This window comes from Aestuariibacter salexigens DSM 15300 (assembly GCF_000429145.1).
GTDB classification, from domain to species: Bacteria; Pseudomonadota; Gammaproteobacteria; order Enterobacterales; family Alteromonadaceae; genus Aestuariibacter; species Aestuariibacter salexigens.
The window spans coordinates 19,972-40,205 of record NZ_AUBH01000013.1 but is presented as its reverse complement, the minus strand read 5'-3'; the positions used below and the strand labels follow the sequence as shown (position 1 = coordinate 40,205).

Below are 20,234 nucleotides of genomic sequence, written 5' to 3'. Positions count from 1 at the left end.
GCAAATAAGTTGTGATAAATAATGCGACTGGTCATCGATTTCGATGATATAGGTGTGATGCAGCTCGCTGGTAGTTATGAAAAAAGCGCATAAAATTTTGGTGGTTGATGACGTTGATGCGATTACGACGTTCATTCGTACGTTGTTGCAAAGGCTGGGCTATCATCATGTTGATACGGCATCAGACGCTGAGCAGACAATGCAAAGGGTCGCAAGCACGCACTATGACATGATCTTACTGGACATCAACCTGCTCGGAGTGAACGGTATCGATTTACTGGAGTCGTTACTGAAGGCCAGTCCCTCCAGTAAAATCATTATGTGTTCAGGCAGCAGTTCGGAGGTCAATATCCGCAACGCTCTGGATAAGGGAGCAGTAGGATTTCTGGTCAAGCCGGTCACAGCGACAAGCATAGAGGCGGCCCTAAACCGCCATCTGCAAAACGCCCAGGAAAATTAACTACAGCAAGTCTTTCAGCTGGTAAAGCGCGGCCAGCGCCTGCTTGGGAGTCATATCGTCAGGTTGAAGGTTATCCACCGCCTGACGCAATTCGTCAAGCTCTTCCAACATGTCTATTTGTTCATTGTTGACGTCGTCAACGGGCGTCGTGGATGTATTGTTTTCAAGCATAACGAGCTTTTTCTTGGCGGCGCTAATGACAACTTTAGGTACGCCTGCCAGCTGTGCTACCTGCAAGCCGAAACTGCGGTTTGCTGCGCCTTCCTGTACTGCATGCATAAAACGAATTTCATCGCCGTATTCGACGGCGTCAAGATGCACGTTACACAGCGTGGTGTGTTGTTGCGCCATCGCAGTCATTTCAAAATAGTGCGTAGCAAATAACGTGAGTGAATGCAGTCGAGTGGCCAGATATTCTGCACAGGCCCAGGCCAATGACAGTCCATCATAAGTACTGGTACCACGACCGATTTCATCCATCAACACCAAACTCTGTGGTGTGGCATTGTTGAGGATGTTGGCTGTCTCGGTCATCTCTACCATAAAGGTGGAGCGTCCTGAGGCCAGGTCGTCAGATGCACCTATGCGAGTGAATATGCGGTCTATTGGGCCAATACTGGCCCGCTCAGCAGGCACATAGCTGCCAATGTAGGCCAGTAGTGTGATCAACGCAGTTTGTCGCATATAGGTTGATTTACCGCCCATGTTTGGACCGGTAATGATCAACATGCGACGACTTTCATCCATCGCCAGCGGGTTGGCGATAAACGGTGTTTTGGACATAGCCTCTACCACAAGGTGGCGTCCCTGGTCGTAATGGATCCCCACTTCATCCGTTAGCGTCGGACAATGCAAGTTGAGTGTTTCTGCTCGCTCTGCCAAATTGGTTAATACATCCAGTGTCGCCAATGCTTCTGCGCTGGCTACCAGTTGCGCTAATGACGGCAGGAGTAAATCAAACAGTTCGTCGAACAGTTTCTTTTCCAGCGCCAGAGCGCGCGATTGACTGGTCAGTACTTTGTCTTCATAGTCCTTTAATTCGGGCAGGATGAAACGTTCATTGTTTTTAAGCGTTTGTCGGCGCACATAGTCTGCTGGTACCTGCGCTGAATAGCTGCGGCTAACTTCGATGTAAAATCCGTGTACTTTATTAAAACCGACTTTAAGTGTTGGAATACCTGTACGCTCTCGCTCGCGCAGTTCTAACTGGTCGACATAGTCAGTTGCGCCTTTGGACAGCGCGCGAAGCTCGTCGAGCTCCTCGCTGTAGCCCGGTGCGATCACACCGCCATCGCGTATCACTACCGGAGGGTTGTCGATGACGGCATTTTGTAACAATGTCGCCAGTTCGGGAAACTGACCTATCTGGCTGGCCAGCCCGGCCAGTTCGAAGCAGTTCAGAGCAGATAAATGCGTGAGGATATCGGGTAGCAGGGTGAATGCTTCGCGCATTCTGGCGAAGTCTCTGGGTCTTGCAGAGCGCAGAGCCAGACGGGCGAAGACCCGTTCAATGTCGCCAATTTGTTTTAATAGCCTTTGTACTTCCGGATAGTCTGATTGCTGCAGAGCACCTATCATTTGCTGTCTTGCTAACAACTGCTGTCTGTCGGTGATAGGGCGATGTAACCAGCGCTTCAGTAATCTACTGCCCATTGCCGTGCTGGTATTATCCAACACGGCCGCCAGCGTATTATCTGTTCCGCCTTGTAAATTCTGCGTTAATTCCAGATTACGGCGTGTCGCTGCATCCAGAATGACGCTGTCATTTAATCGATGTTGCTTAATCGAGCGGATATGCGGTAATGAAGAACGCTGAGTGTCTTTGACATACTGTAGGACGCAGCCAGCAGCACAAAGTCCAAGAGAGTTGGCATCAATACCAAAGCCGGAAAGATCCTGGGTCCCGAACTGCTGACATAGCAAACGAGTGCAGGTATCTCGCTCGAATTCCCAAGGGGGACGACGACGCAACCCCTCACAGCGCTCAATGAGCGAGTGGTTGCTAAAGTCATCTGGATAGAGTAATTCTGCGGGCTGCGTTCTTTGCAGCTCTGCGCTTAACGCTGTCTCGGAATCCAGCTGACTGACAAAAAAACGACCGCTGGTAAGATCCAGTGTCGCGTATCCAAATTTGGAATTTTCACAGTAGATAGCGGCAAGTAAATTATCTTGTCGTTCTTCCAGCAGTGCCTCATCGGTAACCGTACCCGGTGTAATGATACGCTGCACCTTGCGTTCCACGGGGCCTTTACTGGTTGCCGGGTCGCCAACCTGCTCACAAATCGCCACGGATTCTCCAAGTTTGACCAGACGGGCAAGATAATTCTCTACGGCATGATAGGGAACACCGGCCATGGGGATCGGATCCCCGCCAGATTTTCCTCTTGCGGTTAGGGAAATATCCAACAGCTGTGCAGCGCGTTTTGCATCGTCATAAAATAATTCGTAAAAGTCGCCCATCCGATAAAACAGCAGGATGTCGGGATGCTCCGCTTTAATTGCCAGATACTGGCGCATCATTGGCGTATGCTGAGATAAATTTTCTGATTGGCTGACTTGCCCGGCCTTTTGGTTCGACGGCATAATTGTGTTTTTAGTTATGATGATTAACGATGTTATCGAATGACATTATCGAGCTGGCGTCACTGTTGGGCGACAAGCTCTGCGCCAAAGGATGGACAGTCACTACTGCTGAATCCTGTACCGGCGGAGGCATAGCATACGCGATCACAAGTCGCTCTGGAAGTTCACAATGGTTCCGGCAGGCGTTCGTGACCTACAGTAATGATGCCAAGCAAAATCTGCTGTCTGTCTCCCCGCACATTTTGCAAACTCACGGGGCAGTCTCTAAACACACTGTCGAAAAAATGGTCAGCGGTGTCTGCCAAGCCGCTAATGCAGAGGTTGGCGTCGCGGTGAGTGGTGTTGCCGGACCAGATGGCGGCAGTGATGATAAACCGGTTGGCACAGTATGGTTTGGTTTCCAGGTCGATGGTACACTCACGACGCTCAAACAGCATTTTGATGGTGACCGGCACCTGGTTCGCGAACAGACTATTCGCTTTGCGCTACAACATCTTTTGAGTGTGATCCCTTCTTGACGCTGGTCTCTACTAATCATCGCGATTAAAATCCGAAATCAGAAAAACTGTACTTGTAACTGTATAATTATACAGTATACTTCACATCACATTAGACAACTAACCAGCGCTAAGTTGTGGTCTGGTTAACCCCGGTTAGCAAAATTGGCAAAAAACGTATCAAGAGGTTCCGAGATGGACGAAAACAAATCCCGCGCTCTGTCTGCCGCATTAGGGCAAATCGAAAAGCAATTCGGTAAAGGGTCAATTATGCGTCTGGGTGACAACCAGGCAATGGACGTTGAGGCTATATCTACAGGCTCGTTAACGATTGATATTGCGTTGGGAATCGGTGGTTTGCCATGCGGTCGTATTGTGGAAATTTATGGTCCGGAATCATCAGGTAAAACAACCTTAACCCTGCAGGTTATCGCTGAAGCGCAGCGTGCTAGAAAGACCTGTGCGTTCGTTGACGCAGAACACGCATTGGATCCGGTCTATGCCGAAAAGCTCGGTGTGAATATCGATGAATTATTGGTATCTCAGCCAGATACCGGTGAGCAGGCGCTGGAAATTTGTGACATGCTGGTGCGCTCCGGTGCGGTCGATGTGGTTATTGTTGACTCGGTTGCAGCCTTGACGCCTAAAGCGGAAATTGAGGGTGAAATGGGTGACTCTCACGTCGGACTGCAGGCGCGTCTGATGTCACAGGCTCTGCGTAAACTGACCGCCAACGTGAAGCGTTCTAACACGCTGTGTGTCTTTATCAACCAGATCCGCATGAAAATTGGCGTGATGTTCGGCTCGCCAGAAACCACAACCGGTGGTAACGCACTGAAATTCTACTCTTCAGTTCGTCTCGATATTCGTCGTATTGGTTCGATAAAGGAAGGCGACGAAGTGGTAGGTAACGAGACTCGGGTTAAGGTTGTTAAGAATAAGGTGGCACCTCCGTTTAAACAGGCTGAGTTCCAAATCATGTATGGCGCTGGTATCAGTAAAGAAGCCGAACTTATCGACCTTGGCGTTAAACAAAAATTAGTCGAAAAAGCAGGCGCCTGGTACAGCTATAACGGTGATCGTATTGGTCAGGGTAAAGCAAATGTAGTGAAGTATCTGAAAGATAATCCAGAAATTGCTCAAGACCTGGAACAGAAGATACGCGCAGAACTGCTGCTTACCAAGAAAGCGCAAGATGACGCGCCAGCGGAAGCTGAGTCACCACTTTAAGTAGCAACGTCTATTCGCTATTTAGCACATAGCCGACCTATTCCCTAGCCGGCTTCTTAGCCCACCACTGGATTGTCAGCAGGTGGGCTTTTTTATGTGTCTGTACTTACTATTAAACGTTGTCATCAACATGTTTATGCATGTTATTCCAGCTGTCTGGAAACTTGCCCTGTAGCACATAAGAAAACGCAATGAGCTCTGCGATAACATGATAGAGGGAATCGGGTATTTCCTGTCCCAGGTCCATACGAGCTAGAAACTCACTTAAATAAGGATCTTCATGAATAAGTACACCGTGCTGATCGGCAAGGGCAACGATCTCTTCAGCAAGCTCTCCAAATCCTTTGGCAATGATCGTCGGCGCATTGTCTGAGCCAGAATCGTATTTGATACCCACTGCACTTTTAGGTTTTTGCGGCTTATCGCTCATGCTAATGTCTCGAATATCTGATAGGGATGTTGCTGTAAGTGTGATGGAATTTTTCCGAGCTGACATTGCGCAGTTACCACAGCAAGACCATGATGTTCCAATCGCCTTTTTAACATAGGTAGAAAGTTAAGTGCCGTATCTCGCAGCCCGGTGTTGCTTGTGTATAAATTAAGCTCTATCTGTTCTTGAGTAACGGTTGCTTTTGCTAGCATTTCACCAAGTTCACCAACGGATAATTTGAGTGTCAGATTCCATGACTTACGCTCACTCCCTGACCGCTTATTGTCCGACTCCTTTTCAGGCTCACGTTTTATCAGCAGTTCTACATCTTTGAATTTCTGTCCGGTGAAGTGGGGTAGAGCATAGTAAAATGATTCTACCCCTTGAGAAACTTGCTCGGCACTGCGTAATTTATGTGACAGATGTCCATTGAGTAACTGACTCAGCGCTCGCACTAACTGAGCGCGCTGATCTTGTGAGCCTAGATCTATAGCAACATTTGGACGGCTGGTTCCAGCTACACTTTCTGGCTTGCTAGCTGAAGACAATAGCGTTGCCAGTCTTTCAATGGTGTCAGCTTGCCCACGAGACTGTCTGCTCTGCAATGCGATATTTACCATCGTCAACAAACCATTTAACCACTGACTCGGAGTTGAAGGCTGTAATATCTGTGTCGGTGACGTAACCAAACCGGGCGTTTGCAATAGGCTTCGGATACTATCGGCACTGACCTTTTGTGGATTAGGTAGTAGTTCGGCCAGATCTTTTAGTATGTGACTGGCGTCACGGGACACATTCATGTCTGCAGTAGCCGTCTGAAGGTTTGTAATTTGAGACAATAACTGTGCACCAGACACGTGCTCAGCTTTTAAAAAACGCTGCAGTGTCTCTATCTTGTCTGTCCCTTGCTGATTTTGTAGCGCATTTTTCAGTAAACCAACGGCGGATGCTTCGACAGACGTGGTTGCCTGTGAAGGCGGTTTATGATTGATTGAGTTAAGGCTGACTTTATCGAGTAAACCAGCATTATACTGGGTAATCAAGGGCGTATTCATAGATGGTGGTGCAACAGCTTTACCGGATGCTAGCGACAGATTTGCAGCATTGAGCACCTTGGCGACGTTATTATCTGGTAATGGAATCGTCGCGACTTTGTTCGCCGTTGAGGTAACAAGCGATGGCGTCCGACTGAGCTGTAGGGTGACAACATTGCTTTCTGGTTTCACCAAACGTTGAAACGCCGTATTGTTGTAAAATGCATTTTTTAACGCTGGAGGTAAATCTTTTAAGGGAAATGTGATCTGCGCATGGTTGGCGGGAGACGTATGTGACATAGCCTTGCCTATTATCGCGGCAACATCACGTGGTGCAAGTTGCACGGGCCTACTGGTGGCTAGGCTTGTGTTTAACGGCTTGTCTGCATTACTTTTCCCGTCTTTGCTGACATTACCTGGTTCTTTTGGATTACTTTCTTTAAGCGGTGTCTCTGCTTTGCTGACAATACGATGCTGCCATTGGCCTTTGGCGGATTGAATGATCAGTTGCACCATATCACCCTTTCTTAGCGACGGAACAGTCGGGTCTGGGTAAGACGATGTAGGTGTTGGCTTTATTGCATTGGATGATGAGGAACCAGAAATCGTGGCATTACCCTCAGGTTTACTCGTGCGACCTGCCATTGACGGTGTTTTTACTGTCACATCAACAGGTGGCGTAATCGCTTTTCCAGCAACAGATTCAATGCGCAGGGATACAGACTGCATCCTTTCACTTACCACTTTAGCTTCGGTACGCAATGGTAAGAGTTGTTTAACCGGATTATCAGACGCACTGGCGATGTACTGCATTAACGATGCAATCTGCTGCTGATTAAGTGGCACCGGGCGAGAGGAAGGCGTGGCTTCAAAAAGCTCCAAAATAACTTTGGCAGGCATGCCACTCTGCGTGGCGTTTGCTGTAAGTTGTGACGGATTGGGTGGAGGTGGCGGTGAGCTAACCGTCAACACTCCCTGGTATGACTGTGTACTTCGCAACGAAGTAAGATCTGCGCCAGAATTGATTGGGAGGTCAATTTTAGTATTGCCAATCCGCAATCCTAGCTGTTTACCGCTTAAATGATTCACAACGACCTGCACCGCCATTTTTTGCAGTGGCGACGTACTGGAAGCTGACGCCAGCGTTTGCAACGCTTGTTGTAACGTCAACTGAGGTGAACTTGGGATCTCGGCCATGCTGTTATTATCGGCACTGTGAGCGCGGAGTCGAGCATTGTCTGCTAAAAATATGGAAGCTAAGCGATTCCTACAAGCAATGTCAGATCTCACTTTGCTGTGCTAATATGCAGCGCGTTTTGTGTAAGCCGTTATAAAGGGAAGCCTTTGTCATCTGAAATCCCCGTTTTGTCAGGTCAGTCCCTGACGTGTATCAAGCGTGACCGGGTATTATTCGAGGATTTGTCGCTGTCACTACGTGCCGGGGAATGCGTCTATTTGCGCGGTCCTAATGGCGCCGGGAAAACCAGTTTGCTGCGTATTCTGGTGGGATTATCAGCTCAAGATGGCGGTGATGTACTGTACCGTGGAACGCCGCTAAAACAGGTGCGGTCGGAATTTGCTGCTGACAGTATCTACTTCGGACATAAGCCAGGGATTAACGGCACCCTCAATGCCACAGAAAATCTTTCTTACTGGTGCCAGCAGCACGGCGTTTCTGTCTCAGAGCAGGAAGTTTGGCAGGTACTGGCCACACTCGGCCTGGTTGGTCTGGAGGATGTGCCTTGCAATCAGTTGTCGGCAGGACAGTTGCGCAGAGTTGCATTATCGCGACTTTGGTTAAAACCTCACGCCTCTTTGTGGGTGCTAGATGAGCCTTTTACTGCGCTAGATGCACATGGTGTTGAATTATTGGAACGTAAAATCTCTCATCACGTTAAAGATGGTGGGGCGGTGTTGATGACCTCTCATCAGCCACCAACGTACATTGTTTGCGATGCTGAAATCATGCTGGAGTATAGAATTTGAGCTTAGCAATCGTATCAATGTTCAGGCGGGATTTGGCGCTAGCGTTTCGGCAGCGCGCAGAGTTAATGCAGCCTCTGATGTTTTTTGTCCTGGTGATCACGTTGTTTCCTTTAGGTATCGGTCCAGGACCGGAAACGCTGCAAAAGGTCGGCCCAGGCGTAATTTGGGTTGCTGCAATACTTTCGTCCTTATTGGGTATGGACAGACTATTCCGCGACGATTTTCACGACGGCTCACTGGAACAGCTTATTCTCTCAGATATTCCCTTACCCCTTGTCGCATTGGTTAAAGTCGCCGTTCACTGGCTTACGGCAATTTTGCCTCTGCTGCTGATGCTGCCACTGCTCGCCTTGTTTTTGAATCTTACCGTCCCTATGTTCTGGGCATTATTGGCAACACTGATATTGGGCACGCCGCTTTTGAGCCTTGTTGGTGCAATTGCCGTAGGATTAACGGTAGGGTTGAATCGGGGCGGCGTATTATTGGCGTTACTGTTGTTGCCGATGTTTATTCCGTTACTTATTTTTGCCACGTCGGCGGTAGATTCGGCGGCGATGCAATTACCCTACACGGCGCAACTTGCTATTATTGGCGCCATGTTGTTGTTCGCACTTGGTTTGGCACCTTTCGCCATAGCCTATGCATTACGAGTGAGTCAAAACTGATGTGGTCGTGGTTACATCCATACGCTAAAACTGAGCGAGCTTACGCACTGTGTAATACGTTGCTTCCCTGGTTTGTATGGGGAGCGCTACTGACATTGATTGTCGGCACAGTGTGGGGACTCATGTTTGCTCCTTCGGACTACCAGCAGGGTGATTCTTTCCGGATCATCTATATTCATGTTCCTAGCGCGCTGATGAGCATGGGGGCGTATCTGGCGATGGCCATTGCGGCGTTCGTTGGACTGGTGTGGCAGTGGCGTACGGCCTTCATGACGATGATCGCCATTGCGCCGGTTGGCGCGGTAATGACGTTCATTTCTCTTTTTACTGGTGCAGCCTGGGGTAAGCCTATGTGGGGTACCTGGTGGGTGTGGGATGCCCGTCTAACCTCGCAGCTTATCTTATTGTTTTTATATCTTGGCGTCATCGCGTTGTACAAATCGTTTGACGATAAACAGCAGGCTGGCAAAGCTTCAGGTGTTATGGCGCTGGTAGGCGTGATTAATCTACCGATCATTCATTATTCAGTCGAGTGGTGGAATACTCTGCACCAGGGCGCCACTATCACCAAATTTGCGAAACCTTCTATCGCACCTGAAATGCTATGGCCTCTGTTAATCAACTTGGTCGGTTTCGCATTATTCATCGCCGCAGTGAGTGCGGTCAGATTAAAAAATGAAATTCTTCGCCGCGAACTTCATCGCCCCTGGGTGATCAAACTATTAAGCGAGTCGCAGCAGCAGGGAGACAACCATCGTGCAGTTTGACAGTTGGGCCGCATTTTGGAATATGGGCGGCTATGCATTTTTCGTTTGGTCTTCCTTTCTTGTCACAGGGATTGCGATGGGAGCGATTGCAATCGAGTCAGTTCTGGCTCGTCGCTATCTCGAGCAACAGGTTAAGCGTGAACAAGGACGCCGTCAGCGCATTCGCGATGCAAGGCATTCAAATACATCATCAAGTTAGGTAAATATGAATCCAAGACGTCAAAAACGTTTATTAGCGGTGTCTGCAGTGGTGCTGGTTATTGGCTCTGCAGTAGGACTCATGCTTTATGCGCTTAATCAGAATATTGACCTTTTCTATACGCCGTCTGAAATCGTCGATGGGAAAAACGGCGCAGTGCCAGTGGTCGGTCAACGCTTGCGCGTCGGTGGTCTGGTTGTACCGGGCACGGTTCAGCGCGATCAGGAAAGTCTGGCAGTCAGTTTTGATTTGGTGGACACCGGCCCCGTTGTGACCGTTAGCTACAACGGCATCCTGCCCGATTTGTTTCGTGAAGGGCAAGGCATTGTCGCCACAGGTGTATTACAAGCCGCCAATCATATTGTGGCTGACGAAGTACTCGCCAAGCATGACGAGGAGTACATGCCGCCCGAACTGGCTGAGCAGCTTAAGGGTATTAAACATGTTAAACCTGGCGACGCGAGTTATTAATTGTGATCCCGGAACTAGGTAACCTATCACTCACCATTGCATTGGTGCTGTCTATTCTGATGGCGGTGTATCCCATGTGGGGTGCGCATCGCCAGCATCAAAATATGATGCTGCTGGCCAAACCGCTGGCAATCGGGCTTTTTATGTTTACGCTGATTGCCTACCTGTGTCTGACCTATTCTTTTGTAGTAGATGATTTTAGTGTCGCCTACGTGGCTCATCACTCCAACAGCAAGCTGCCTATTTACTATAAGATCACCGCCGTATGGGGAGGTCACGAAGGCTCGTTTTTGTTGTGGGTGCTGATATTCTCAGTGTGGACAGTGGCGGTGGCCATCTTTTCCAAAGGGATCCCTTTACAGATGGTTGCCAGAGTAGTGTCTATCCTAGGCTTAGTGGCAATGGGCTTTTATCTGTTTATGCTGCTGGCATCCAACCCATTTGAATCGCTGTTACCGTTTTATCCCGTTGATGGTCGTGACCTGAATCCACTGTTGCAGGATTTCGGCATGATCATTCATCCGCCTATGCTTTACATGGGGTATGTTGGTTTTTCAGTGGCATTCGCTTTTGCTATTGCGGCCCTGATTTCCGGACAGCTGGATTCAACCTGGGCGCGCTGGTCAAGACCCTGGACAATTGCTGCCTGGGGTTTTTTAACCTTAGGCATTGCGCTTGGCAGTTGGTGGGCCTATTACGAATTGGGCTGGGGCGGCTGGTGGTTCTGGGACCCTGTCGAGAATGCGTCATTTATGCCATGGCTGGTAGGCACTGCATTAATGCACAGTCTGGCAGTCACGGAGAAACGTAAAGTCTTTAAGTCATGGACGGTGTTACTGGCGATTGCGGCTTTTTCACTCAGTTTGCTGGGGACCTTCCTGGTACGCTCCGGTATTTTGGTATCGGTGCATTCCTTCGCATCTGACCCGACCAGGGGGCTGTTCATTCTGGCTATCCTGTTGGTGGTGATAGGGGGGTCGTTGACCCTTTACGCCATCCGTGCCCCTCAGCTTCACAGTGCCGGACGCTATGAGCTTATGTCGCGCGAAGTAATGTTAATGGGCAATAACATTTTCTTGTGTGCAGCGACGATTGTTGTACTGCTTGGCACGCTGTTACCACTGGTACATAAAGAATTAGGGATGGGGACCATCTCTGTCGGCGCGCCATTTTTTAATCAGATGTTTACCTATTTGATCGTGCCGTTTGTACTGTTTTTAGGGATTGGTCCGCTTACCCGTTGGAAACGCCAGAAAGCCAGTGACCTGAAAGCGCATATGCTAACTGCGTTCGGCTTAAGTTTATCTGCTGGCGTGCTGCTGAATTTCAATTATGAAAGTCCCACTTACTTGGCTGCATTGGGTCTGGTGATGAGCGTTTGGATCTTCATCACTACGATGCAAGAAGTCATGCAGCGGGTGAACGCAATGCCTGATGAGCAGCCTGTTTTCGTGAAATTGCGAAAGCTTACGCCCAGTCACTGGGGTATGGTGCTTGGGCACGTGGGATTTGCCGTCTGTCTTATTGGTATCACCCTGGTCAGCAATTACGAACAGGAGCGTGATGTCAGAATGCTCGCCGGTGACCAGATAGACATAGCAGGCTATCAGATACAGTTTGATAAGGTTGTCGACGTGCAAGGCCCTAACTACTCTGCTGACAGGGGCATTTTTGATGTCTACCGCAATGGTGAATTTGTTGCCCATTTGGAGCCTGAGAAACGCTTCTATCCGGTACAGCGCACCACCATGACGGAGGCGGGGATCCATTCAACCCTCATTCGCGATCTGTTTGTTGCGCTAGGCGAACCGCTGGATGATGGTGCCTGGGCGGTACGCGTTTATTATAAACCTTTCGTCGTATGGATTTGGCTTGGAGCAGCCATTATGGCTATCGGCGGTGTGTGTTCAATGTGCGACAAACGCTATCGCATGGCCAAGGCGCTCAAGCAGGCAAAATCTCAGCGTCATCCTACAGATCACGCTACTGAAGCGAGGCAAGCATAATGAAAAAGCTGGGCCTTTTTATTCTGCCGCTGGGCTTGTTTATGTTGATTGCCGTGTTTTTGTATCAAGGTTTGTATTCCAATCCTCGTGAGCGGCAATCGATGGTGCTGGATAATCCGGTTCCGGATTTTTCCTTACCAGATTTGATGGCGCCGCAAACTACATATACCCCGGATGTGTTTAATGGTCAGGTGACCTTATTAAACGTGTGGGGCGTGTGGTGTGTGACCTGCGCGGTGGAGCTACCTTATCTAACATCGCTGCGCGAGCAGGGTGTGCGCATTGTGGGTTTATATTATGACCAGGATCTGGACCCGGATTTTGGTGATAAAACGCTGTCTGAGGTGCAGCAGGAAGTCACCGACATGCTCAGCGATTTAGGCAATCCATATCAATTCAATATTTATGACGTGTATCGCGATTTATCGCTTGATTTGGGCGTCACAGGCGCGCCTGAAACCTTCTTGATTGACCACAACGGGGTCGTTCGTGTTCACCATATTGGCGACCTTAATTCCCGCGTGTGGCGAAGTAAATTCGCACCCATGTATCAGCAACTCAGCAGTGATATTCAGGTAGGTATGCCATGAACATTCGCTTAATGCTGTTATTGGGTTTATGCGGTTTGTTGTTGACCTTAAGTTTGCAAACGTTTGCGGCTGAAGATAACTATCAGTTTGAGACCCCACAACAACGTATGCTGTTTTTAGACCTTACTGCTGAACTTCGCTGTCCGATGTGCCAGAACCAGAATATTGCTGATTCTGATGCGATGATTGCTCATGATATGCGACGCAAAGTCGCGCAGCTGCTGAAACAAGGTTATAGCCGGGAGCAAGTGATAGACTACATGAAAGACCGCTACGGGGATTTTGTTTACTATCAACCCCCGGTTACTGCCGCAACCGTGTGGCTGTGGGCGTTACCTGTGATCTTTGTGTTATTCGCTGCGTTGGTCATTGCGCGCAGGAAGTCACAACCTCCATTGGTCGATGAGGCTGAGCGTCTCGCCAAGGCCGACAAGCTGTTGGAGAAAGAATAATGTTGGTTTTTTGGTTGTTGGCGGTAGCCATGCTAGCCGCTCTGCTGCTTGTTGTGGCGTTGCCGTGGTTACGGCAAGGTGGACGTCAGTCACAGGATGTCATGAGCAATACACAGATTGTGCGCCAGCGGTTGGACGAGTTGGAAAAAGAACAGCAGCAAGGGCTTATCAGCGCTGAGGATAAAGCGCAGGCGATCAAAGAGCTCAAGCTGGCGCTGGTCGATGAACAAAACAATGCTCGTGCAGCGAGCACGTCGCCCTCATTGGTGCTAACTTCTGGCGGTTTGTTAGCGCTGATAGTCGGCGCCGGCGTATACTGGTATTCAAATCAGTTGGAAGGTCTCGCAACATTGCATAACGCGCAGGATCGACTGACAGAGCTCAGCGAGCGTATCGTAATGAATCCAGACCCGTCTATTCAGCCGTCTGATATTCAAGATTTTGCACTGGCGCTGCGAAAGCGTTTGCATGACGACGAGAGGCAGGGCAGGCAGGATGCAACAGGATGGATGTTGCTGGGAAGATTGTATTTATCCGTCAGGCAGATGGAGCAAACCATTCAGGCTTTCGATAAAGCTCTGACTATCCAACCCAATAATACCGGTGTGCTCGGTAGTCTTGGTCAGGCGTTGGTGATGACCGGTGATAAGGCCTCACAGCGTCGTGCCGTCACTGTGCTGAATACATTGCTGAATATTGATCCGGAAAATGACAACGCCAAGTTAATGTTGGTTGTGGCCAGTGTCGAGACTGGCAATCTGGATGTGGCACGACAATACTTTGCCCAAGTGAAAGATAAGCTACCGGCAAGCGATCCTATGTTGGTATCACTTCGTAATCGCTTGTATCCGGATGAAAACGGCAATGCTGCCTCTCCACAGACAGGTTTTGAAGTGGTGGTCGATATTGACGCCACGTTGAAGGAGAAACTTCCGCCACAGGCAACGTTATTTGTTTTTGCTCAAGATGCCATGAGTGAAGCGCGGATGCCCGCAGCGGTGGTGAAAACAGCACTTGGATCGCTGCCCACAACAGTGTTGCTGACCGATGCAGATGCCATGATGCCAACATTCCGCGTATCACAATTGCAGCGAGCCAGGCTTGTTGCACGCGTCTCCATGGATCAAAACGTTGATATTGCGACAGGTGAGCTACAAGGGATGGCTGAAGCCGAGGTCATAATTGGAGAAGTGAGTCAGCAATCTATCACCATAAACGAGGAAATATTGTGAGTATTATCAGAACAGGAAGTTTATTGCTGCTATTGATGTTAGCGAGTGGCTGTGCGTCTAATCACACTGCTCAGCAGCAAGCCGAGGCGAATAAGCAACAGTTTGCTGACGAGGGCGGTGATCCCAGAGATAAAATAGAGTCTGTTAACCGCTTAATGTGGGACATTAACTATGACATTCTCGATCAGTATATTCTCAGACCATTGACCATAGGCTATACCACCGTGACGCCCGATTTTGTGCGCAGCGGATTGCGAAATGCGATTGATAACCTGAACGAACCCTCAAATACCATTAATAACATGTTACAGGGTAAACCATCACAAGGACTTGATAGCCTTGCTCGCTTTATATTGAATTCAACGGTTGGCGTATTTGGGCTGTTCGATGTGGCTGGTGCGATCGGAATTGAGCGTCAGGAAGAGGCGTTTGGCGAAGTGCTGGGAGTATGGGGGGCTGATACAGGTACGTACGTGATGCTACCGGCTCTTGGACCATCAGATGTGCGCAGCTTTAGCGGCGATGTCGTCGACAACCTTTACTGGCCGTTAACCATTCTGAACACGCCATTTAACATTGCAAGGGTAGCCATTGGCGCACTCGAGTCGCGCGCTGCTGTGTTATCACAGGACGCAGCATTGCGTAACTCGCCAGATGCGTACGCGTTTGTGCGAAGTGCCTATTTCCAAAATCTTGAGTTTAAAGTAAAAGACGGCGAAATCAGTGACGAGGAAGAAGAGTTTGATGAAGCGGCTTTCGAAGAGTTTTTAGAGGACATCGATTAAGAAACGGGAACCCAGGTTCCCGTTTCTTATTTGCGTTTCACTGCTTGTAGCCATCAGGGTTTTGCGACTGCCAGCGCCAGGCGTCGCGACACATATCAACAATACCCCGCGTGGCCTTCCAGCCCAATTCCCGCTCAGCTTTGCTTGCATCAGCATAGCAACTGGCCACATCACCAGCACGCCGAGGTGCGATAGTATAAGGCACTGCTTTACCCGACTCCTGCTCAAACGCTTTGACCATATCCAATACGCTGTAACCCTGTCCCGTACCCAGATTGTAGGTCACTAAGCCTGGATTGTGAGTGAGCTTGTCCAGCGCTTTTAAATGGCCATCGGCTAAATCTTCTACGTGAATATAATCTCTTACGCCGGTTCCATCTGGCGTATCGTAGTCGTCGCCCCATACGTTTAACTGCTCACGTTTTCCCGTTGCCACCTGCGAAACAAAAGGCATCAGGTTATTGGGTATGCCATTCGGGTCTTCGCCTATTCGGCCTGAGGGATGGGCGCCTACGGGATTGAAATAGCGTAGCAGGGCAATATTCCATTGTGCATCAGCGTGATGCAGGTCTTTTAGAATAAGTTCCACCATTAATTTGGACTGGCCGTACGGATTTGTCGGCTGCCCGGTGGGCATATCTTCACGCAGTGGCAACGCGACCGGATCGCCATACACGGTGGCAGACGAACTGAAGACCAGTGACTTTACGTTTGCCTTATCCATTGCCTTACATAACTGAACCGTGCCAAACACGTTGTTCTCGTAGTAGCGCAGAGGCTGCTCGACCGACTCCCCAACCGCTTTAAGACCGGCAAAATGAATAACAGCGTCAATGTTATAGGTGCTGAAAATCGATGCCAGACAGGCCTCATCACGGATATCACCCTTTACGAATATGGCTTCTCTGCCTGTTAATTCTGCTACTCTGACTAGCGATTCCTGAGAGGCGTTGCTTAAATTATCCAGCACCACAACCTCGTTGCCTGTTTCCAGCAACTGCAGAACGGTGTGGCTGCCAATATATCCGGCGCCACCTGTAACTAAAATGGTAGACATGGTGTTTCCTTTACTGATTGTCGTCTTCATTAACGTCTTCGAGGTATTTCGCACTGAGGGAATACTGCATCGGCTTTACCAGCAGTGGATACAGTAGGAATATGGCTAAAGCCCAAAGCAATACAGTCCAATCCTGTCCTACACGTAGCACTAATGCGAACACTGGCACAATTACCAGCAGCTTCAACACATTGAGTAGCGTCTTTTCCGGAATGCTAAGCTTTTTGGCGGCCTGTTCCAGATGGGTCATTCGCTGTGTGAGCGGCAGATGCCCGATACCCGGGATAGATTTGGTGGAAAAATAAAACTTCATAAAAAACGCCCTACAGTGAGGGCGTTAGTGTATGCGAATTAGTGACGTTAAAAAAGTTACGCGGCTTGCTCTTTTTTATCGTCAGCGGGGAGCTTTTCCCAGAGTTTGGTTCTGAAGGTGAATAAACCCACGACAATACCAATCGCAATGGTAAACAGACTGATCTGTAAATACAGGCCAGGCATCTCATCAAGTCGGCTTGGGTCAAAGTTACCCGCAAGCAGTCCCGCAACCACATTACCGATAGAATAAGTCAACACAAACACGCCCATCATCTGACCGGCAAAGCGTTTGGGAGACAGTTTACTGACCGCACTTAAGGCTACAGGACTCAGGCAAAGCTCTCCGACGGTGTGCAGGAAATAGGTCATTACCAACCAGTAGGGGGCGACCTTCAGACCGCTGGCAGCAAGCTGTGCAGCGAAGAACATCACAATAAAACCGGTTGCCATGATGATCAGGCCCAATGCACATTTAACGCCATAGCTAGGATCCATCATTCGCTTGCCCAGGTTGATCCACAGCGCAGCGAAGAAAGGCGATAAGATGATGATGAAGAACGAATTGGCAGACTGAAACCAGGCTGGTGGGATCTCGAAGGTGCCTAGCATGCGGTCTGTATAGTCGCGACCAAATAAATTAAGTGAAGAGCCGGCCTGTTCAAATCCTGCCCAGAAGCAGATAGAGGCAATACATACCAGAAACAGCGCACCAAGACGGCGTTTCTCATTGCCAGTCAGATTGCCAAACCAAAACACGGCTGCATAGTAGGCCAGAAAAACAAACGTAAAGAACATGGCAACGTATTTAGCCAATGCGACTGCATCAATAACCAGCGCACCGCTGCTGATCGCATAGGTGATAATGGCCAGGCCAACTAAAAAGGCTACGATAACGGTCCAGCTCAGTCTGGCCGCTTTGGGTGAAAGAGCCACCGTAGGCTCAGCGGCAGCACCATGCAGTTTGGGGCGAGTAATATGATACTGAACCAACCCTATCGCCATACCAACGGCCGCCGCGCCAAATGCCCAGTGATAGCCCATATTGACTTGCAGCCAGCCACAGACGGTGTATCCAATGACTGAACCGATGTTAATCCCCATGTAATAAAGCGTATAGCCACTATCACGGCGGCTGTCTTCAGGACTGTATAACATGCCGACCATCGCACCGATGTTGGGTTTTAACAGACCTGTCCCTAATACGACCAGTATCAGGCCGATAAAAAATGTCTTGGTGCTGGGGATAGCCAATACGATATGACCACACATGATAATGATGCCGCCGTACCATACTGCTCGCTGCCCCCCAATGAGGCGATCGGCCATCCAGCCGCCAGGCAGGCCCATAAAGTAGACCGCACCGGTGTATAAACCATAAATGGCAGTGGCCGTTGCTACAGTGAAGGCCAATCCTTCTTCCTGCAGGCTGGCTGTCATGAACAGGACCAGCAGAGCACGCATGCCGTAATAGCTCATGCGTTCCCACATTTCCGTATAAAACAGGGTTTTCAGGCCTGCGGGATGACCAAAGAAGCCTGTATCGTCGGCTTTTGCGTCGTGTGATGTTGTAGTTGTTGTCATAGTTTGCCCTTGACGTCTTATACTCGGACAGTGTCCGTTTTATTATTTTGATTTGCGGTCGTTAGATGATTGAATGCATCACTGCATTGTAAAGTTGTAGAATTCAACTCACTGAAAATAACAACGAAAATTAAATATACTAAAGGTCATCCTTAAACACTATGTTTTATAACCAAACAGCAAGCCCGAAGCACGATGTCAGTAACGATAGGAAAAATAGCTAAGTGCATAAGGGTATCTCTCTCCTTAGACGTATAGTGCGCTTGATGCCTCTGTCTCTACGACAGCGTCTGAAGCGTTCTGATAGTTTGCTAGGCTGGTATCGACGACACCTGCAACATGCCACGGATATCCGGTTTTTTACCGATAGTGACTTTCGTAATCATACGTATCAGCAATGGGTTAGACAGATAGAAAAAAGCAGGGTACCACCTCCCTCTAATGGTCGAATGATTGAGCTATATGTGTGGCTACGCAATGTTGACTATCGCGTTGAAAGTACGTTGACGTCATTACCCGAGGGATGCCATGTCATAGTGGAAGAGCAGTCACTGTTGTCAATTAGGCTGTTGATAGAGCGTAGTTCCAATTTGCGAAACAAAGGTTTGCGCCTTCTTTCCCATAAACAATTACAGGCCATTGTTGATTCGAACACGCCAAAATCAGGTGCCTGGCTTTGTACGCTGTCGTCGGGGGCGCGACTGGGTAATTTTACCGCCTTATACCTGGCTGACGCAGCGCACATAAATAGCGCAGCGAAAGTGATTTACTTTGATCATGATGAAGTGGCTGTTGATGGCCAACGAATAAACCCGGTACTCAAACCAGGGTGGGATCTGGACTTCTATCTTGGAACTGAATACATCCGTGAAGCGGTTTTCTTTGACCTGAGTTTGCTTAAAAACAGTGAAATTATCAGCCCTGAAAACCTGCTACTTAGTTTTAAACCAAAGTTTCGTGATGAGCGCATTCAACATGTGGAATATATCGGGTTTCATCTTGTCGATGATGGTGTTATCGACAATGAAAGTCATGTCGACAATTATGGGATTTGCCAGTCAATGCCAGACACTCAGCCCCTCGTTAGTATCATCATACCCACTAGAGATGAAGCGGAGGTCCTAAGACGTTGTCTGGATTCAGTGTTTGCGCACACTTCATATACAAACTATGAAGTGATCGTTATTAACCATGATTCAGTTAAGGCCGAATCACTGCAATATTTCACACTGCTGCAACAGGACGCTCGAGTGCATGTCATTGATTACCATGGGGAGTTCAACTATTCGGCGATGAACAACCGCGCGGTTGAGCACGCTAGTGGTGATTACCTGTTGTTTCTGAACAATGATACTGAGGTCCTGTCGCCGGGCTGGCTGACTGATATGCTATCTCTGGCATGTCGCTCAGAGACCGGCTGTGTGGGGGCTAAGTTATTTTACCCAGATGGACGTATCCAACATGCCGGTGTCGTAATTGACCAAAATGCTGTGGCGAGTCACTGGCACAAACTGATGCCCGGAGACCACAAAGGATATATGCATTCCCTTATTCATAATCGTCGGTTTCACGCTGTCACTGCTGCCTGCATGATGGTAAAGACATCACTCTTTAACGAGGTGGGAGGATTCGACGAAGCGTCACTGGCCGTCGCATTTAACGATGTTGACTTGTGTCTTAAAGTGGAAGCACTGGAAAAAATCAATGTGTATTGTGCTTCAGCACACCTGATTCATCATGAAAGTCTGAGCCGCGGCGAAGATAATAATCGTCTTAAAGCGCAGCGCTTTGCATCAGAAAAGAGGGTGATTCGAGAGAGATGGGCCCTGTCTGAGAGACCAGACAGGGCAATTAATAAGCAATTAAGCGAGATGCTTAAACTGGCACACTAACA

At 48.9% G+C, this 20,234-nt stretch carries 20 protein-coding genes; 14 read left to right on the top strand and 6 right to left on the bottom strand.

Going from position 1 to position 20,234, the window contains the following annotated elements:
• Positions 1 to 76 precede the first annotated feature (76 nt).
• On the top strand, positions 77 to 460 hold the full coding sequence (locus G441_RS0114715; protein WP_026377063.1) for a response regulator: 384 nt from the start codon (positions 77 to 79) through the stop codon (positions 458 to 460).
• Here the strand turns inward: G441_RS0114715 and mutS are convergent, their stop codons facing one another.
• Positions 461 to 3,043, bottom strand: a complete 2,583-nt coding sequence (gene mutS, locus G441_RS0114710) for a DNA mismatch repair protein MutS (protein WP_026377062.1) — start codon at positions 3,041 to 3,043, stop codon at positions 461 to 463.
• Positions 3,044 to 3,072: 29 nt separating this feature from the next.
• On the opposite strand from mutS, the gene G441_RS0114705 reads away from it, so the two are divergent.
• Together G441_RS0114705 and recA are read left to right on the top strand one after the other, a co-directional pair.
• Positions 3,073 to 3,561: a CinA family protein gene (locus tag G441_RS0114705; RefSeq protein WP_026377061.1), complete on the top strand. Its 489-nt coding sequence runs from the start codon at positions 3,073 to 3,075 to the stop codon at positions 3,559 to 3,561.
• A gap of 174 nt (positions 3,562 to 3,735) precedes the next feature.
• Entirely contained in the window at positions 3,736 to 4,770 is a 1,035-nt protein-coding gene (gene recA, locus G441_RS0114700; protein ID WP_026377060.1) for a recombinase RecA, read from the top strand.
• 112 nt (positions 4,771 to 4,882) lie between these two features.
• On the opposite strand, the gene G441_RS0114695 is transcribed toward recA, so the two are convergent.
• Positions 4,883 to 5,200, bottom strand: coding sequence for an EscU/YscU/HrcU family type III secretion system export apparatus switch protein (locus G441_RS0114695; RefSeq protein WP_026377059.1), 318 nt, complete (start codon positions 5,198 to 5,200; stop codon positions 4,883 to 4,885).
• Positions 5,197 to 7,431, bottom strand: a complete 2,235-nt coding sequence (gene fliK / locus G441_RS0114690; RefSeq protein ID WP_026377058.1) for a flagellar hook-length control protein FliK — start codon at positions 7,429 to 7,431, stop codon at positions 5,197 to 5,199. Before fliK ends, G441_RS0114695 begins: the two co-directional genes overlap by 4 nt.
• A 147-nt stretch (positions 7,432 to 7,578) precedes the next feature.
• Between fliK and ccmA the strand changes: the two genes are divergently transcribed.
• From ccmA to G441_RS0114640, 10 genes are read left to right on the top strand one after another with little or no spacing between them, the layout of a single operon-like run.
• Positions 7,579 to 8,220, top strand: coding sequence for a cytochrome c biogenesis heme-transporting ATPase CcmA (gene ccmA / locus G441_RS0114685; protein WP_240485149.1), 642 nt, complete (start codon positions 7,579 to 7,581; stop codon positions 8,218 to 8,220).
• Between the two features lie 17 nt (positions 8,221 to 8,237).
• Entirely contained in the window at positions 8,238 to 8,885 is a 648-nt protein-coding gene (gene ccmB, locus G441_RS0114680) for a heme exporter protein CcmB (RefSeq protein WP_034475281.1), read from the top strand.
• Positions 8,885 to 9,652, top strand: a complete 768-nt coding sequence (locus tag G441_RS0114675) for a heme ABC transporter permease (RefSeq protein ID WP_026377055.1) — start codon at positions 8,885 to 8,887, stop codon at positions 9,650 to 9,652. The genes ccmB and G441_RS0114675 overlap by 1 nt, the downstream gene beginning before the upstream one ends.
• Entirely contained in the window at positions 9,642 to 9,851 is a 210-nt protein-coding gene (gene ccmD, locus G441_RS0114670; RefSeq protein ID WP_026377054.1) for a heme exporter protein CcmD, read from the top strand. Before G441_RS0114675 ends, ccmD begins: the two co-directional genes overlap by 11 nt.
• Positions 9,852 to 9,857: 6 nt before the next feature.
• Positions 9,858 to 10,322 (top strand): cytochrome c maturation protein CcmE, encoded by a 465-nt coding sequence (ccmE, locus tag G441_RS0114665; RefSeq protein ID WP_026377053.1) that lies wholly within the window; start codon positions 9,858 to 9,860, stop codon positions 10,320 to 10,322.
• 2 nt (positions 10,323 to 10,324) lie between these two features.
• The gene (locus tag G441_RS0114660) at positions 10,325 to 12,328 is read left to right on the top strand and encodes a heme lyase CcmF/NrfE family subunit (protein ID WP_026377052.1); all 2,004 of its coding nucleotides are present in this window, start codon (positions 10,325 to 10,327) and stop codon (positions 12,326 to 12,328) included.
• Entirely contained in the window at positions 12,328 to 12,918 is a 591-nt protein-coding gene (locus G441_RS0114655; RefSeq protein ID WP_026377051.1) for a DsbE family thiol:disulfide interchange protein, read from the top strand. Before G441_RS0114660 ends, G441_RS0114655 begins: the two co-directional genes overlap by 1 nt.
• Complete coding sequence (locus tag G441_RS0114650) at positions 12,915 to 13,370, top strand: cytochrome c-type biogenesis protein (RefSeq protein ID WP_034475279.1); 456 nt, start codon at positions 12,915 to 12,917, stop codon at positions 13,368 to 13,370. The genes G441_RS0114655 and G441_RS0114650 overlap by 4 nt, the downstream gene beginning before the upstream one ends.
• Positions 13,370 to 14,602, top strand: a complete 1,233-nt coding sequence (gene ccmI, locus G441_RS0114645) for a c-type cytochrome biogenesis protein CcmI (protein ID WP_034475278.1) — start codon at positions 13,370 to 13,372, stop codon at positions 14,600 to 14,602. Before G441_RS0114650 ends, ccmI begins: the two co-directional genes overlap by 1 nt.
• Positions 14,599 to 15,387 (top strand): MlaA family lipoprotein, encoded by a 789-nt coding sequence (locus G441_RS0114640; RefSeq protein WP_026377048.1) that lies wholly within the window; start codon positions 14,599 to 14,601, stop codon positions 15,385 to 15,387. Before ccmI ends, G441_RS0114640 begins: the two co-directional genes overlap by 4 nt.
• A 37-nt stretch (positions 15,388 to 15,424) precedes the next feature.
• On the opposite strand, the gene galE is transcribed toward G441_RS0114640, so the two are convergent.
• Genes galE through G441_RS0114625 form a run of 3 tightly spaced genes read right to left on the bottom strand, consistent with a single transcriptional unit; the run spans position 15,425 to position 18,340 of the window.
• Positions 15,425 to 16,444 (bottom strand): UDP-glucose 4-epimerase GalE, encoded by a 1,020-nt coding sequence (galE, locus tag G441_RS0114635; RefSeq protein WP_026377047.1) that lies wholly within the window; start codon positions 16,442 to 16,444, stop codon positions 15,425 to 15,427.
• Positions 16,445 to 16,454: 10 nt separating this feature from the next.
• Positions 16,455 to 16,757, bottom strand: a complete 303-nt coding sequence (locus G441_RS0114630; RefSeq protein WP_026377046.1) for a DUF6170 family protein — start codon at positions 16,755 to 16,757, stop codon at positions 16,455 to 16,457.
• A 56-nt stretch (positions 16,758 to 16,813) separates the two neighbouring features.
• On the bottom strand, positions 16,814 to 18,340 hold the full coding sequence (locus tag G441_RS0114625; RefSeq protein ID WP_026377045.1) for a peptide MFS transporter: 1,527 nt from the start codon (positions 18,338 to 18,340) through the stop codon (positions 16,814 to 16,816).
• A 266-nt stretch (positions 18,341 to 18,606) separates the two neighbouring features.
• Here G441_RS0114625 and G441_RS19385 point away from each other — a divergent pair, with 266 nt between their 5' ends.
• On the top strand, positions 18,607 to 20,232 hold the full coding sequence (locus G441_RS19385) for a glycosyltransferase family 2 protein (protein ID WP_084407393.1): 1,626 nt from the start codon (positions 18,607 to 18,609) through the stop codon (positions 20,230 to 20,232).
• Positions 20,233 to 20,234: the final 2 nt, after the last annotated feature.

Coding starts and splice junctions, on each gene's coding strand:
- G441_RS0114655 (WP_026377051.1), top strand. CDS start 12,328: ATGAAAAAGCTGGGCCTTTTTATTCTGCCGCTGGGCTTGTTTATGTTG.
- G441_RS0114650 (WP_034475279.1), top strand. CDS start 12,915: ATGAACATTCGCTTAATGCTGTTATTGGGTTTATGCGGTTTGTTGTTG.
- ccmE (WP_026377053.1), top strand. CDS start 9,858: ATGAATCCAAGACGTCAAAAACGTTTATTAGCGGTGTCTGCAGTGGTG.
- mutS (WP_026377062.1), bottom strand. CDS start 3,043: ATGCCGTCGAACCAAAAGGCCGGGCAAGTCAGCCAATCAGAAAATTTA.
- G441_RS0114675 (WP_026377055.1), top strand. CDS start 8,885: ATGTGGTCGTGGTTACATCCATACGCTAAAACTGAGCGAGCTTACGCA.
- G441_RS0114715 (WP_026377063.1), top strand. CDS start 77: ATGAAAAAAGCGCATAAAATTTTGGTGGTTGATGACGTTGATGCGATT.
- recA (WP_026377060.1), top strand. CDS start 3,736: ATGGACGAAAACAAATCCCGCGCTCTGTCTGCCGCATTAGGGCAAATC.
- galE (WP_026377047.1), bottom strand. CDS start 16,444: ATGTCTACCATTTTAGTTACAGGTGGCGCCGGATATATTGGCAGCCAC.
- fliK (WP_026377058.1), bottom strand. CDS start 7,431: ATGGCCGAGATCCCAAGTTCACCTCAGTTGACGTTACAACAAGCGTTG.
- G441_RS0114695 (WP_026377059.1), bottom strand. CDS start 5,200: ATGAGCGATAAGCCGCAAAAACCTAAAAGTGCAGTGGGTATCAAATAC.
- G441_RS0114630 (WP_026377046.1), bottom strand. CDS start 16,757: ATGAAGTTTTATTTTTCCACCAAATCTATCCCGGGTATCGGGCATCTG.
- G441_RS0114705 (WP_026377061.1), top strand. CDS start 3,073: ATGTTATCGAATGACATTATCGAGCTGGCGTCACTGTTGGGCGACAAG.
- ccmB (WP_034475281.1), top strand. CDS start 8,238: ATGTTCAGGCGGGATTTGGCGCTAGCGTTTCGGCAGCGCGCAGAGTTA.
- G441_RS0114625 (WP_026377045.1), bottom strand. CDS start 18,340: ATGACAACAACTACAACATCACACGACGCAAAAGCCGACGATACAGGC.
- G441_RS19385 (WP_084407393.1), top strand. CDS start 18,607: ATGCCTCTGTCTCTACGACAGCGTCTGAAGCGTTCTGATAGTTTGCTA.
- ccmI (WP_034475278.1), top strand. CDS start 13,370: ATGTTGGTTTTTTGGTTGTTGGCGGTAGCCATGCTAGCCGCTCTGCTG.